The following is a 13,127-nucleotide window of genomic DNA, read 5'->3' on the forward strand; positions in this document are numbered from 1 at the left end:
CGCGGCGCGGGTCACGCTGCGGCGCAGGTGCGTGTACAGCGCGCGCCGACAGGCACGGCAGGCCATGTTCGATCCAGGCGATGCCACGCGCGGAGACAAACCGATAGCACTGCGCTAGGCCAGCAACCCCTTCAGCTTTGCGTGCTGCAACAGCATGATCGTCTTGCCGTCGGCGATCTCGCCCGTCTCGATCATCGCCAACGCAGTGTCGAGCGCCAGCTCCAGCACCTCGATCTCCTCGCCCTCGGCGGCGATGCCGCCGCCCGCGCCGACCTTGTCGCGATCGAAATACTCGCCGACGAAGAAATACAGCCGCTCGGTGACCGACCCCGGGCTCATGAACGCCTCGAACACCTTGCGCACGTGCTCGATCCGGTAGCCGGTCTCCTCTTCGGTCTCCCTGCGGATGCAGGTCTGCGCATCGTGCTGGTCCAGCAGCCCGGCGCAGGCCTCGATGAGCATGCCGTCGGGGTTGCCGTTGAGCAGCGTCGGCAAGCGGAACTGGCGGGTCAGCAGCACCGTCTGCCTGGCGCGGCTGTAGAGCAGGATGGTGGCGCCGTTGCCGCGGTCGTAGGCCTCGCGCGACAGCGTCTGCCAGCTGCCGTCGCCGCGCTGGAAATCGAAGGTGACCTTGCGCAGCACGTACCAGTTGTCGGACAGCACCTCGACCTTGCCGAGACGGACCCGCGGATTGCCTGTGGCGGAGGGGTTCAAGCGACACTCCATGCGATGAGCGGGCGGCGCTGCCGGCACCCGCAGCGGATCGCCGCCGCGGAATGTCGGCATTCGCCGTGGAGCGTCCATTCTAGCCGTGGCACGGCATGCCGCATCGGCCCAGCAGGCCGCGCAACGCCCCTTGCAATGCCTCTCCGGCCGCAGCGCCGCACCCCGATTGCACGCGCGCCCGGCCCGCCGCACAATCGGCGCACATTGAACGCAGGGGGCGTCATGGAAGACCGTCGTCGTGCCGGCGCAAGCCGCGCGCACCGCAACACACCCGTACCTTTCTGGGCGCGCACCCGCGCCATCGCGCTGTATCCGCTGCGCGGCGGCGCCCTGTTCGCGCTGATCGCGCTGACCCTGTGCAGCCTGCTGGGCATGCTGCCGGGCATCGGCTGGATCCTCGGCATCGTCACCACCCTGGCGATCTACAAGTACGCCTTCGAGATCCTGCGGCATACCGCCGACGGCTACATGGATGCGCCCGAGCGCGGCTTCGACATCGGCGACGGGGTGGTGCTGCGGCTGCTGGCGCTGATGATCGTGCTCGGCGCGGCGGTGATCGCGGCGCTGCTGCTGGCCGGCCCGATTGCGGCCCTGCTGGTGCTGCTGGCGGTGGTGCTGCTGCAGCCCGGCTTCGTGATCTCGCTGGCCATCGACGGCAGCCTGCGCCGCGCGCTGAACCCGGCGGTGTCGATCGGCCTGGCGCTGCGCATCGGCTGGCCTTACCTGGCCGCGTTCGGCCTGCTGTTCGTGATCCAGGCCAGCGCGCTGACAGCCGCCGGCTGGCTACAGCGCTACCTGCCGCCGCTGGTCGGCGACCTGGCGGTGACCGTGGCCACGATCTGGGGCCTGTTCGCCGCCTTCCACCTGATGGGCTATCTGGTCTACCAGTACCACGAGGTGCTGGGCTACGAACCGGCCGCCGGCAACGACGATGCGTATCGCCGCCACGATCCGGACCAGCGCGTGCTCGACGAAGCCGAGCAGTTCGTGCGCGACGGCCACGCGGCCGAGGCGCTGCAACTGCTGCGCGGCGAAGTGCGCACGCGCGCGGTGAGCCTGGCGGTGCACGAGCTGTACCAGCGCCTGCTGCGCAACGGCGGGCGCGCCGACGAACTGCGCGACCACACCCGCCAGTACATCAACCGGCTGCTGCAGGAAAAGCAGGAGCGGCGCGCGCTGGCGCTGCTGCGCGAGGCCCTGGACGCCGATCCCGGCTTCGTCCCGCTGCTGCCGGAACAGGCCAGCCTGCTGGCCGAGCGCGCGCAGCTGGCCGGGCAGTTCAAGCTCGCGCTCGACGGCCTGCTCGCCGCGCTGCGCGCCTGGCCCAGGGCGGCGGAATTCGGCGCCTGGTCGCTGAGCGCGGCGCTGTTGCTGGCCGAACGTTTCGGCGACGACGCGCAGGCACGCACGCTGCTGCAGGACGCGCTCGCGCGCTGCGAGGACGAGGTGCAGCGCGGCAAGCTGCAGGCCGCACTGAAGGCGCTGGCGAACACGCCTGCGTAGAACGCCTCAGGCGTTGGCGAGCAGGAACCGCGCCTTGTCCGCCTGCGGCAGGTCCGGGTAGCGCTCGATCACCGCCAGCAGCAGGCGCCGCCATTCGGCGGCGGCCTGTTGCTCGCCGTGGCCCAGCGCGAGCCGGAACCAATGCTGCGCCTGTTCGGCGCGCGGCACCGCCGCGGCCTCCTGCGCCAGCAGCGCTTCGGCATCGCGCAGCCGGCCCAGCGCCAGCCAGCGGTCGAACAACAGCGCGCGCGTCGCCGCGTCCACGGCGATGGCGCCGGCGGCGCAGTCGCCGAGCAAGGCCACCTGCGCCTGCGCCTCCTGCGCCGTGGCCGCCGGCAGGCGCAGCACTTCGATCGCGCGGGCCTGCGCGGCACGCGCATCGCCGGCATTGCGCGCGACCCGGTAGCGCGCCTGCGCCACGTCGAAGCGGCGCGGCTGCTCGGCGGCCAGGTCGTCGAGCAGCAATGCGGCCTCGCGGTTCTCCAGCCGTCCCAGGTGCCGCTGCGCGCGCTCCCAGCGGTCGTCCGCGGCGGCCACGGCCTCGTCGCGCATGAACGCCTCGCGGGTCTGCCGCGTCGCCACCAGCGCCGCGCCGAGCAGCGCGCCGACGACTAGGCCGCCGGCGTGCGCGTCGAAGCCGATCCCGGCATCGCCGTTGGCCAGCAGGTTGTACAGCTCCCAGCCCAGCCACAGCGGCAACAGCGCGATCGCCGGGCCGCGCACGTAGTCGAACACCACCGCGAACCAATAGAAGAAGCGCACCGGCCGCCGCCCCCAGACCACGCAGAACGCGCCCATCAGCGCGGCGATGGCGCCGGACGCGCCGAGCCCGCCGCCGGCCTCGCCCCAGCGCCACCACAGGCTGACCGCGCTGGAACCGAACGCGCCGAGCAGGTACACCAGCAGGAACCGCCAGCGCCCGATCGCGCCTTCCAGCAAGGTGCCGAGCACCACCAGGAACAGCATGTTGCCGAACAGGTGCAGCGCGTCGCCATGCAGGAACGCCGCGGACAGCATCCGCGCCGGCGACCACTCGGAACTGCGCTGCAGGTGACGCAGGGTGAACACCCGCTCCAGCAGCGCGTCGTAGCGGGCGCGCAGCGGCGCCCAGGCCTGCTGCGCGTCCGCATCGGCGAACGCGTCGCCGCTGCGCAGCGCCTGCGCGAAGCGAACGTCGCTGACCGTGGCGGGACCGACGAACCGCGCCTGCTCCGCCGGCGGCATGCGCTCGAACTCGGCCAGCGCATCGCCGCGTCCGCTGCGCTGCAGGTAGCGCGCGTACGCCGGCGCTTCGTGCGCGCCGAGCCCGGAATCGAGGTAGTAGCGCTGCGCCTGTTGCAGCGGCACGGCGTCCTGGCGCTGCCAGCCGAAATAGACCGCCGCGTTGAGCAGCACCAGCAGCAGCGTGACCAGCGGAAAATTCTCCCGCGACAGCGGCTTGTGCAACGGCAGGATCAGCATCGAACGACGTCCGTGTGGATGGCCGCGCCAGCTTCGGCCATCGCCTGCGCGTGCGCAAGGCCGACGCACGCGCTAGCATCGCCACCCCGCTCCACCGCAGTGCCGACCCCCGATGAGCCGCTGGCGTCCTCCCGCCGAGAAGAGCACCGCCCTGATCACCGCCGAAGGCCATGCCCGGCTCAAGGCGGAGCTGGACGAGCTGTGGCGCGTGCGCCGACCGGAGGTGGTCAAGGCCTTGGCCGCGGCCGCGGCCGAAGGCGACCGCTCGGAGAACGCCGAGTACACCTACCGCAAGAAGCAGCTGGGCGAGATCGACCGCCGCGTGCGCTACCTGAGCAAGCGCCTGGAAGCGCTGCGGGTGGTGGACACCGCGCCGTCCGATCCGCAGGCGGTGTTCTTCGGCGCCGTGGTCGAACTGGAGGACGCCGACAGCGGCGAGCTGCTGCGCTACCGCATCGTCGGCCCGGACGAGACCGACGCCGGCCGCGGCTGGATCAGCATCGATTCGCCGCTGGCGCGGGCGCTGCTGAAGAAACGCATCGACGACGAGATCGAGGCGCAGCTGCCCGGCGGCCGCCACAGCTTCGTGGTGGTGTCGGTGGACTACGCGGCGCGCTGAGCGCCGCGCCGGAGTGCGCCGGCACGGCCGGCGGCGTCGCTCACAGCACCCGCAGGTCCAGCGCGCGCGGCGGCGCCGCACCGGCCGGCAGCGCGTCGCCGAACAGGTCGTGCTCGTCGCTGTCGGTGATCTCCACATCCACCAGGTCGCCCGGCTGCAGGCCGCGCTCGGCGCCGTTCTGGATGTGCACCAGGCCGTCGATCTCCGGCGCATCGGCCCTCGAGCGCGCCACCGCGATGCCGTCCTCGAGCAGGTCGACCAGGCATTGCTGCACGCTGCCGATCTTGGCTTCCAGGCGCGCCGCGGAGATGCCGGCCTGCCTGGCCATGAAGCGCGCCAGCCGCTCCTGCTTGACCGGCTCCGGCACCGGGTCGGGCAGCGCGTTGGCGCTGGCGCCCTCCACCGGCGAATAGGCGAAGGCGCCGACGCGGTCGAGCTGGGCGGCGTCGAGGAAGTCCAGCAACTGCTCGAACTCGGCCTCGGTCTCGCCGGGGAAACCGACGATGAAGGTCGAACGCAAGGTGATGTCCGGACACAGCGCGCGCCAGCGCTGCACCCGCTCCAGGGTCCGCTCGACCGCGCCCGGCCGCTTCATCAGCCGCAGGATGCGCGGGCTGGCGTGCTGGAACGGAATGTCCAGGTACGGCAGCAGCCGGCCCTCGGCCATCAGCGGGATCACCTCGTCCACGTGCGGGTACGGATACACGTAGTGCAGCCGCGTCCACACGCCCAGTTCCGACAGGCCCTCGCACAGCGCCTTCATCCGCGTCTGGTAGGCGCGGCCGCGCCATTCGCGCTCCGCGTACTTCAGGTCCACGCCGTAGGCCGAGGTGTCCTGCGACACCACCAGCAGCTCGCGCACGCCGCCCTTGACCAGGCGTTCGGCCTCGCGCAGCACCTCGTCGACCGGGCGCGAATCCAGGTCGCCGCGCATCGAGGGAATGATGCAGAAGCTGCAGCGGTGGTTGCAGCCCTCGGAGATCTTCAGGTAGGCGTAGTGGCGCGGGGTCAGCTTGACCCCGATGCCGTCCTCGTCGCGCACGCCGTGGCGCCCGCGCGGCAGCAGATCCACGAACGGGTCGTGGCGCGGCGGCAACGCCGCATGCACCGCCTCCATCACGCTCTGGTAGTCCTGCGGCCCGGACACCGCCAGCACGTCCGGATAGGCCGCGCGGATCTGCTCGGAGCGCTTGCCCAGGCAACCGGTGACGATGACCTTGCCGTTCTCGGCCATGGCCTCGCCGATCGCCTCCATCGATTCGGCCACCGCCGAGTCGATGAAGCCGCAGGTATTGACCACCACCACGTCGGCCGCGTCGTAGCTGGGCACGATCGCATAGCCCTCCACGCGCAGCTGGGTGAGGATGCGTTCGGAATCGACCAAGGCCTTGGGACAGCCAAGGCTGACGAAGCCGACTTTGGGGTTGGCGAGGGACATGGAGGGCCTGGGTCCAAGGGGCCTGGGAGAAAAAACGGGCGGATTATAGCCGGCCGAAAGCGGCGCGCGGCCGGGCGCGGCGCCCTGCCTGCGCGCATCGCACGCAGGGCCTGTCGGCACAAAGATCGCCTTGCCGCCCGGCGTTCGGGCGGCGCCGCACCGCCGCTTCCGATCGCGTTAACGGCGCCGTCGCCGCCGGCGTGGATAATCGCCGCACCCCTCCCCCGCCACAGGAAACGCACCATGGGCCACTGGACTACCCTCGATACCGCGCACGGCCAGGTCTCGGCCTGGCATGCGCTGCCGCAAGGCACCCCGCGCGGCGGGCTGGTGCTCATCCAGGAGATCTTCGGCGTCACCGCCTACATCCGCGAGGTCGCCGACTACTACGCCGCGCAGGGCTACGAAGTGCTCGCCCCGGGCCTGTTCGATCCGGTGGAGAAGGACGCGCAGCTGAACTACGACCAGGAGGGCGTGCAGAAGGGCCTGGAGCTGGTCGGCGCGCTCGGCTTCGACAAGGCGCTGGACATCGTGCAGGCCGCGGCGCAGGCGCTGGCGCCGGCTGGCAAGGTCGGTACCGTCGGCTACTGCTGGGGCGGCAGCGTCGCGCTGCTGGCCGCGCTGCGGCTGGGCCTGCCCTCGGTGAGCTACTACGGCGGGCGCAACACCCAGTTCCTCGACGAGACGCCGAAGGCGCCGGTGCTGTTCCACTTCGGCGCGCAGGACAGCAGCATTCCGCCGGATTCGGTGCAGCAGCACCGCGAGAAGCTGCCGCAGATGCAGACCTTCGTGTATCCGGCCGGGCACGGTTTCGACCGCCATGTCGACCCCAACCACTACGACGCCGACAGCTCCGACAGCGCGCGCCAACGCAGCCTCGCCTTCCTCGCCGAACACCTGCGCTGAGCCGCAACGATGAGCGATTTCGTGCTCGATCCGCGGCTGGAAGCCGACAGCGCGTTCGTCGCCGACGGCCCGCTGTCGCAGGTGCGGCTGATGGACGACGCGCGCTTCCCGTGGCTCCTGCTGGTGCCGCGCGTGGCCGGCGCCAGCGAATGGATCGATCTGGACGGCGGCCAGCAGCGCCTGCTGCTGGCCGAGATCAACCAGCTCTCGCAGCTGCTGCGCGGCGAACCCGGGGTGCAGAAACTCAATCTCGGCGCGCTGGGCAATATCGTGCGCCAGCTGCACGTGCATGTGGTCGGGCGCCACGCTGGCGACGCGGCCTGGCCGGGACCGGTGTGGGGCAGCGGCGCGGCGCAGCGGCTGCCTGCCGAGGCGCTGCAGACCCGTGTTGCGGCGTGGCGGCAACGGCTACGATAGGCGCCCTTTTAGCGGAAGCCGCGCCTCCATGAAATCCAACGTGATCGCCGCCATCGTGCTGATCGTGATCGGCCTGGTGTTCCTGGCCAACAACCTGGGCTGGACCAATCTCAGCCTGGGCCGGCTGATCGCCACCTGGTGGCCGGCGATCCTGGTCGCGGTCGGCGTGGGCATGCTGTTCGGCCGCGGCAAGTAGTCGCTGCCGGGATTGGGGATTCGATCCGGCGATCTCCACCCTCCTGGCAGCCGGCCGCCGATGCGCGGCGGCCGGCACCGCATCAACGGCGGACGTTGACCACCTGGGTACCGGCGATCAGGTCGTGCAGGCAGCGCTTGTCCTGGCGGAAGATGAACAGCGCATCGATCAGCGCGTAGAAGTTGCCCACCACCGGCACCAGCGACAGCACCTGGCTCGGCAGGTAGCGCAACAGCAGCAGCCGCCACAGCGGCGGCTGCGCGCCGTGCAGGTCGACGATACGGATCCACAGCAGCTTCTTGCCCCAGGTCTGCCCGGTCTTGGCCAGCGGGTAGGCCTGCACCACCACGAACACGACGAACGCCAGCGCCACATAGCCGGCCATCACCAGGAACGGTATCTGCTCGCCGCCGCGCGCGGCGTCCATGACCCGGCCGAAATAGCCGGTGACCGCGGCCAGCGGCAGGAAGGTCACCAGCGAGATCACGCCGTCGATCAGCGCCGCGCCGAGGCGCTCGCCGCGGCCGGCCAGCACCGGCGCACCGTCCAGCGCGGGCGGCGCCGACGGCAGCGGCGCTTCGGGCGCCTGGTAGGGATTGGGATCGTTCATTGCGCGCTCCTTGTGCTCTGGGGAAAACCTTAGGTTCTGGGCAGGGTGACGCCGGTCTGGCCCTGGTACTTGCCGCCGCGGTCCTTGTAGCTGGTCTCGCAGACGTCGTCGGCGTCGGACTGGAAGAACAGCATCTGCGCCACGCCCTCGTTGGCGTAGATGCGCGCCGGCAGCGGCGTGGTGTTGCTGAATTCCAGGGTGACGTGGCCTTCCCACTCCGGCTCCAGCGGGGTCACGTTGACGATGATGCCGCAGCGCGCGTAGGTGCTCTTGCCCAGGCACACCACCAGGGTGTCGCGGGGGATGCGGAAGAACTCCACCGTGCGCGCCAACGCGAAGCTGTTGGGCGGGATGATGCACTCGTCGGACTCGATGTCGACGAAGCTCTTGGGATCGAAGCGCTTGGGATCGACGATGGTCGAGTTGATGTTGGTGAACACCTTGAACTCGCGCGAGCAGCGCACGTCGTAGCCGTAGCTGGAGGTGCCGTAGCTGACGATGCGCTCGCCGTTGGCCTGCTTCACCTGGCCCGGCTCGTAGGGCTCGATCATGCCGTGCTGCTCGGCCATGCGGCGGATCCAGCGGTCGCTCTTGATGCTCATGCGTATTCCTGATGCCTGTGGCGGCAGGCCGCAACCTGCCCGCCGGGAGCGCGGCCGACGCCGGAGCGGGCCGCAGTGACCGGCGATTCTAGCCGGTCGCGGCGCGTTCGCGGCAGCCGCGGCGGCGCTCAGCGCAGCGAGGCGGCGATCGGGATCGACGCCCGCGGCCGCTTGCGCAGCTCCTCGGTCAGGCGCTGCGCGGTCGCCAGATAGGCCTGCGCGGCGGCCGACTCCGGGGCCGCGGCCACGATCGGGGTGCCGGCGTCGCCCTGCTCGCGGATCGCGATCGCCAGCGGCAGCGACCCCAGCAGCGGCACGCCGTACTGCTGCGCCATGCGCTGGCCGCCGCCCTCGCCGAACAGGTGCTCGACATGCCCGCACTGGCTGCAGGTGTGCACCGCCATGTTCTCGACGATGCCCAGCACCGGCACCTCGACCTTCTCGAACATCTTCAGCGCCTTCTTCGCATCCAGCGTGGCGATGTCCTGCGGGGTGGTCACGATCACCGCGCCGGCGACCGGGATCTTCTGCGCCAGGGTCAACTGGATGTCGCCGGTGCCCGGCGGCAGGTCGATCAGCAGGTAGTCCAGGTCGTCCCACAGCGTATCGGTGAACAACTGGGTCAGCGCCGAGGTCGCCATCGGCCCGCGCCAGATCATCGGCGTGTCCTGGTCCACCAGCAGCCCGATCGACATCGCCTCGATGCCGAACGCGCGCATCGGCTCGATCGACTTGTTGTCGGGGCTGTCCGGGCGCCCGCTCAGGCCGAGCATGGCCGGCACGCTGGGACCATAGACATCGGCATCCAGCACCCCGACCCGCGCGCCCTGGCGCTGCAGCGCCAGCGCCAGGTTCACCGCGGTGGTGGACTTGCCTACCCCGCCCTTGCCGGAACCGATGGCGATGACGTTGCGGATCCGCGGCAGCGGCGCGAGGTTGGGCTGGACGGCGTGGACGGAGATGCGGGGGCGGTCGGTCATCGGGGAACTCGCGGAAGTCATGCCGGCCTGCGCGCCGGGCGCTGCAGCTGGCGAAAAGAAAGGAAGGGTGACACAGGGCGGGCGTCTTGCGTATCGGGCCGGCGCCGCGCGCGAGCGCCGCCGCGATTGGCCGCACGCCGCGCGCAGTTGCGCATTCGAAGGCGCGAACGCCGCCGCACGCCGGATCCGCGACAGCGGCGACAACAGCGCTGCGCTCGCCGCGCGGCAGTGGCCCAGGCCGCATCCGTGGCGCGCGCGGGATGCACGCCGACACCCACTCCCCATTATGGCGAAACGCTTCACCGGATTGGTGCATGCGGCGGCACGGAATGATCGGGCATCGATGCCGGTCACCGTTCGCGTAAATACCGGCCCTGCGGGTTTGCAAAAAACGGCTCGGAACCGCCCCAAAAGCCGTTCAGCTACCTGTCTTCTTCAAGCCCCGATTTGGTGCAAAGCAGCGCGAAGGATGTCGCGGCCGCCATCTGCAGCCACATTTGCCGGGCGTTTGCCGCCAGATCGCCGCAGATGCGATTGCTAGCAGCTGAACGTGACGGACCTGTACAAACCGCGTTAAGTTCGTGTTACGTTTGGGTCACTCGCATGGATGCGATCCCAATTTCAAGGCATATGTCGTGGCACGACGCCCCTCCGCCTTATCTTTTGGTTTTTCGGGGATAGAGAAAGATGACCGCACGTCATACTCGTAGTTTCAATCGCAGCCGCCTGAGCGCGGCGCTGGTGACCGCCATGGTGGTGCCGGCCGCGTTCAGCGCCTTCGCGCAGGACAGCAGTGAGACCAAGGCGACCGACCTGGAGAAGGTCACCGTCACCGGCTCGCTGATCCCGCAGAGCGAGATCGAGACCGCCACGCCGGTCACCACCATCACCGCCGAAGACATCAAGGCCCGCGGCTTCAACTCGGTGGCCGACGTGCTGCAGAAGAGCTCGTTCGCGACCGGCGGCGTACAGGGCGGCCAGACCTCGGGCTCCTTCACCCAGGGCGCGAAGACCGTCAGCCTGTTCGGCCTGCCGCCGGGCTACGTGAAGTACCTGATCGACGGCCGGCCGATGTCGAACTATCCGGCGCTGTACAACGGCAGCGACACCTTCAACAACATCAGCGGCATTCCGATCGACCTGGTCGACCGCATCGAGATCCTGCCGGGCGGCCAGTCGTCGCTGTACGGCTCCGACGCGATCGCCGGCGTGATCAACGTCATCCTCAAGAAGAAGATGGACGGCGCGGTGTTCAGCATCCGCGGCGGCGGCTATTCCGAAGGCGGCGGCAGCAACTTCCGCGCCACCTTCGCCGACGGCTGGACCTCCGCCGACGGCCGCACCACCGTCATCGGCGGCGTGCAGTACGAAGAGAAGGATGCGATCTGGGCCTACGACCGCGACCTGACCAAGCAGTACAACACGCAGGGCTATTCGCGCACGCTGGTCAGCCGCGACTTCCTGGTGTACAGCCCGTTCACCAGCTACAAGTTCCTCGACCCGGCCAACTGCGGCAACCTGTCCGGCCTGTTCGGCGGCACCATGGCGCTGCAGCAGCGTCCCGGCTTCGGCGACGAGTATTACTGCGGCTCCAAGTACACCCCCGGCTACCGCACCCTGGACAGCGGCCAGAAGTCGCTGCAGGCCTACGTGCACGGCACCTTCGACCTCAACGACAACGTGCAGCTGTACGGCGACGTGCTCTACAGCAAGGACCAGGTCAAGTACAACTCGGGCGGCAACTACCTGTGGTGGGGTACCAGCGCCGACTTCGGCTACTACTACGACCCGAACCTGGACGACCTGGTCAACCTGCAGCGCTCGTTCGCGCCTGAGGAAGTCGGCCCGAACGGCTTCAACGACACGATGAGCCGCGACACCAGCGAATCGGTCCGCGTCACCTTCGGCGCGCAGGGCACGCTGGGCCAGTCGAGCTGGGACTACGACGCCGGCGTCACCTATACCCAGTACAAGCTGGAAGAACGCAACTTCGTCCGCTTCAAGGACCCGATCGACCAGTTCTTCATCAACAAGGTGCTGGGACCGCAGCAGGGCCTGGATCCGTACTACAACGCCTATCCGGTCTACACCCCGAACTACGCGGCGTTCTACTCGCCGATCACGCCGGAGGAATTCGCCAGCTTCACCGGCCATGCCACCAACAAGAGCAAGACCTCCGACGGCATGCTGCGCCTGCAGATGACCAACGCCAAGCTGTTCGCCCTGCCCGGCGGCGACGCGGGCCTGGCCGTGGTCGGCGAATACGGCAAGCAGAAGTGGAACTACGATCCGGCGCCGGAGATCCTCAACGGCGACGTGTGGGGCCTGACCTCGGTGGCCGGCGGCGGCGACCGCGACCGCTACGCGCTGACCTCGGAACTGCGCATGCCGGTGTTCGATCCGCTGACCATCACCCTGGCCGGCCGCTACGATGCGTTCAAGGCCAGCGGCACCACCGTCGACAAGCCGACCTACAGCATCTCGCTGGAATACCGCCCGTTCCAGTCGCTGCTGCTGCGCGGCAAGTACGGCACCGCGTTCCGCGCGCCGACCCTGTCCGACCAGTACCAGGGCCAGAGCGGCTACTACAACAGCGTGGTCGACTACTACCAGTGCGCGCAGCGCGGCTACCTGCCGGGCAACACCGACAACTGCCCGGCCGCCTACTCCAGCCGCCAGTTCTTCGGCACCCAGTCCGGCAACCTCGCCCTGAAGCCGATCAACGCCGACGTGTGGAGTGCCGGCTTCGTGTGGTCGCCGATCGACCGCATGGCGCTGACCGTCGACTACCTCAACTGGGACATCAGCGATGAGGTCAACCAGCAGAGCGCCGATGGCCTGAGCTTGCAGGACTACCGCTGCCGCGCCGGTATCGACGACATCAACTCGACGCTGTGCACCACCACCATGGCGCAGGTCACCCGCAACGCGGCCGGCCAGATCACGGCGATCTACACGCCGAAGATCAACGTCTCCAACCAGAAGCTGGAAGCGGTGACCGCTTCGTTCCGCTACGGTTACGACCTCGGCCGCTGGGGCGATCTGAGCACGATTGCCAGCTACAGCGAGAACCTGCGCCACAAGTACGTGCAGTACGCCGGCGACGAACCGGTCGACCTGCTCAACGATCCGTACTGGAGCACGGACCCGAAGCGCAAGGCCGACGCCTCGCTGACCTGGGAGATCGGCGACTTCTCGACCACCTGGTACGCCAGCTGGTTCGACAAGACCCCGAACTACGCGGCAACGCTCAGCGCGGCCGGCTACGACGCGCCGCGCGCCGGCAAGCTGCCCTCGCACATCACCCACAACGCCAGCGTCACCTACACGGCGTTCGAGGGCATGGAGCTGTCGCTGATGGTGAACAACGTGTTCAACAAGATGCCGCCCTTCGACGCGTCCTACCCGGGCAGCGCGAGCTCGCCGTACAACTCGTACAACTTCGACGTGTACGGCCGCGCGTACTACCTGGAAATGCGTTACTCGTTCGGCAAGTAAGCAAGCCTCAAGCGACACCGAAGCCCACCCGCAAGGGTGGGCTTTTTTTTGCGCGGCAGCCTACGCAGGAACATGCGCGCCTTCGTCGGCGAGAACGCATTCTCCACAGAAAACTGGCCACGGCCGCGCGCGAAAGCGCGGCCTGCGCCTTCGACCCGTCAGCTTCCAGGA

Annotated in this window: 12 protein-coding genes; 6 read left to right on the forward strand and 6 right to left on the reverse strand. The window is 69.2% G+C overall.

Going from position 1 to position 13,127, the window contains the following annotated elements:
• Positions 1-114: 114 nt before the first annotated feature.
• Entirely contained in the window at positions 115-714 is a 600-nt protein-coding gene (locus AB3X10_RS14910) for an NUDIX domain-containing protein (RefSeq protein ID WP_369975952.1), read from the reverse strand.
• Positions 715-948: 234 nt separating this feature from the next.
• Here AB3X10_RS14910 and AB3X10_RS14915 point away from each other — a divergent pair, with 234 nt between their 5' ends.
• Complete coding sequence (locus AB3X10_RS14915; RefSeq protein ID WP_369975953.1) at positions 949-2,229, forward strand: hypothetical protein; 1,281 nt, start codon at positions 949-951, stop codon at positions 2,227-2,229.
• Between the two features lie 6 nt (positions 2,230-2,235).
• Here AB3X10_RS14915 and AB3X10_RS14920 read toward each other — a convergent pair whose 3' ends face one another.
• Complete coding sequence (locus AB3X10_RS14920) at positions 2,236-3,690, reverse strand: rhomboid family intramembrane serine protease (protein ID WP_369975955.1); 1,455 nt, start codon at positions 3,688-3,690, stop codon at positions 2,236-2,238.
• Between the two features lie 112 nt (positions 3,691-3,802).
• On the opposite strand from AB3X10_RS14920, the gene greB reads away from it, so the two are divergent.
• On the forward strand, positions 3,803-4,309 hold the full coding sequence (gene greB, locus AB3X10_RS14925; protein ID WP_369975957.1) for a transcription elongation factor GreB: 507 nt from the start codon (positions 3,803-3,805) through the stop codon (positions 4,307-4,309).
• 40 nt (positions 4,310-4,349) lie between these two features.
• On the opposite strand, the gene rimO is transcribed toward greB, so the two are convergent.
• Entirely contained in the window at positions 4,350-5,747 is a 1,398-nt protein-coding gene (rimO, locus tag AB3X10_RS14930; protein ID WP_369975959.1) for a 30S ribosomal protein S12 methylthiotransferase RimO, read from the reverse strand.
• A 243-nt stretch (positions 5,748-5,990) separates the two neighbouring features.
• Here rimO and AB3X10_RS14935 point away from each other — a divergent pair, with 243 nt between their 5' ends.
• Genes AB3X10_RS14935 through AB3X10_RS14945 form a run of 3 tightly spaced genes read left to right on the forward strand, consistent with a single transcriptional unit; the run spans position 5,991 to position 7,266 of the window.
• Positions 5,991-6,653, forward strand: coding sequence for a dienelactone hydrolase family protein (locus AB3X10_RS14935; RefSeq protein ID WP_369975961.1), 663 nt, complete (start codon positions 5,991-5,993; stop codon positions 6,651-6,653).
• Positions 6,654-6,662: 9 nt separating this feature from the next.
• Complete coding sequence (locus tag AB3X10_RS14940; RefSeq protein ID WP_369975963.1) at positions 6,663-7,070, forward strand: HIT domain-containing protein; 408 nt, start codon at positions 6,663-6,665, stop codon at positions 7,068-7,070.
• Between the two features lie 28 nt (positions 7,071-7,098).
• Complete coding sequence (locus AB3X10_RS14945) at positions 7,099-7,266, forward strand: LiaI-LiaF-like domain-containing protein (protein WP_003467495.1); 168 nt, start codon at positions 7,099-7,101, stop codon at positions 7,264-7,266.
• Positions 7,267-7,348: 82 nt separating this feature from the next.
• Here the strand turns inward: AB3X10_RS14945 and AB3X10_RS14950 are convergent, their stop codons facing one another.
• The 3 genes from AB3X10_RS14950 to apbC all read right to left on the reverse strand — a co-directional run bounded on the left by AB3X10_RS14950 (position 7,349) and on the right by apbC (position 9,458).
• The gene (locus AB3X10_RS14950) at positions 7,349-7,876 is read right to left on the reverse strand and encodes an RDD family protein (RefSeq protein WP_369975965.1); all 528 of its coding nucleotides are present in this window, start codon (positions 7,874-7,876) and stop codon (positions 7,349-7,351) included.
• A 29-nt stretch (positions 7,877-7,905) separates the two neighbouring features.
• Positions 7,906-8,478: a dCTP deaminase gene (gene dcd, locus AB3X10_RS14955; protein ID WP_369975967.1), complete on the reverse strand. Its 573-nt coding sequence runs from the start codon at positions 8,476-8,478 to the stop codon at positions 7,906-7,908.
• A 128-nt stretch (positions 8,479-8,606) separates the two neighbouring features.
• Positions 8,607-9,458 (reverse strand): iron-sulfur cluster carrier protein ApbC, encoded by an 852-nt coding sequence (apbC, locus tag AB3X10_RS14960; RefSeq protein ID WP_369975969.1) that lies wholly within the window; start codon positions 9,456-9,458, stop codon positions 8,607-8,609.
• Positions 9,459-10,208: 750 nt separating this feature from the next.
• On the opposite strand from apbC, the gene AB3X10_RS14965 reads away from it, so the two are divergent.
• Positions 10,209-12,956, forward strand: coding sequence for a TonB-dependent receptor plug domain-containing protein (locus AB3X10_RS14965; protein WP_369981846.1), 2,748 nt, complete (start codon positions 10,209-10,211; stop codon positions 12,954-12,956).
• Positions 12,957-13,127: the final 171 nt, after the last annotated feature.

The organism is Xanthomonas sp. DAR 80977 (assembly GCF_041240605.1).
In the GTDB taxonomy this organism is placed as follows: domain Bacteria; phylum Pseudomonadota; class Gammaproteobacteria; order Xanthomonadales; family Xanthomonadaceae; genus Xanthomonas_A; species Xanthomonas_A bundabergensis.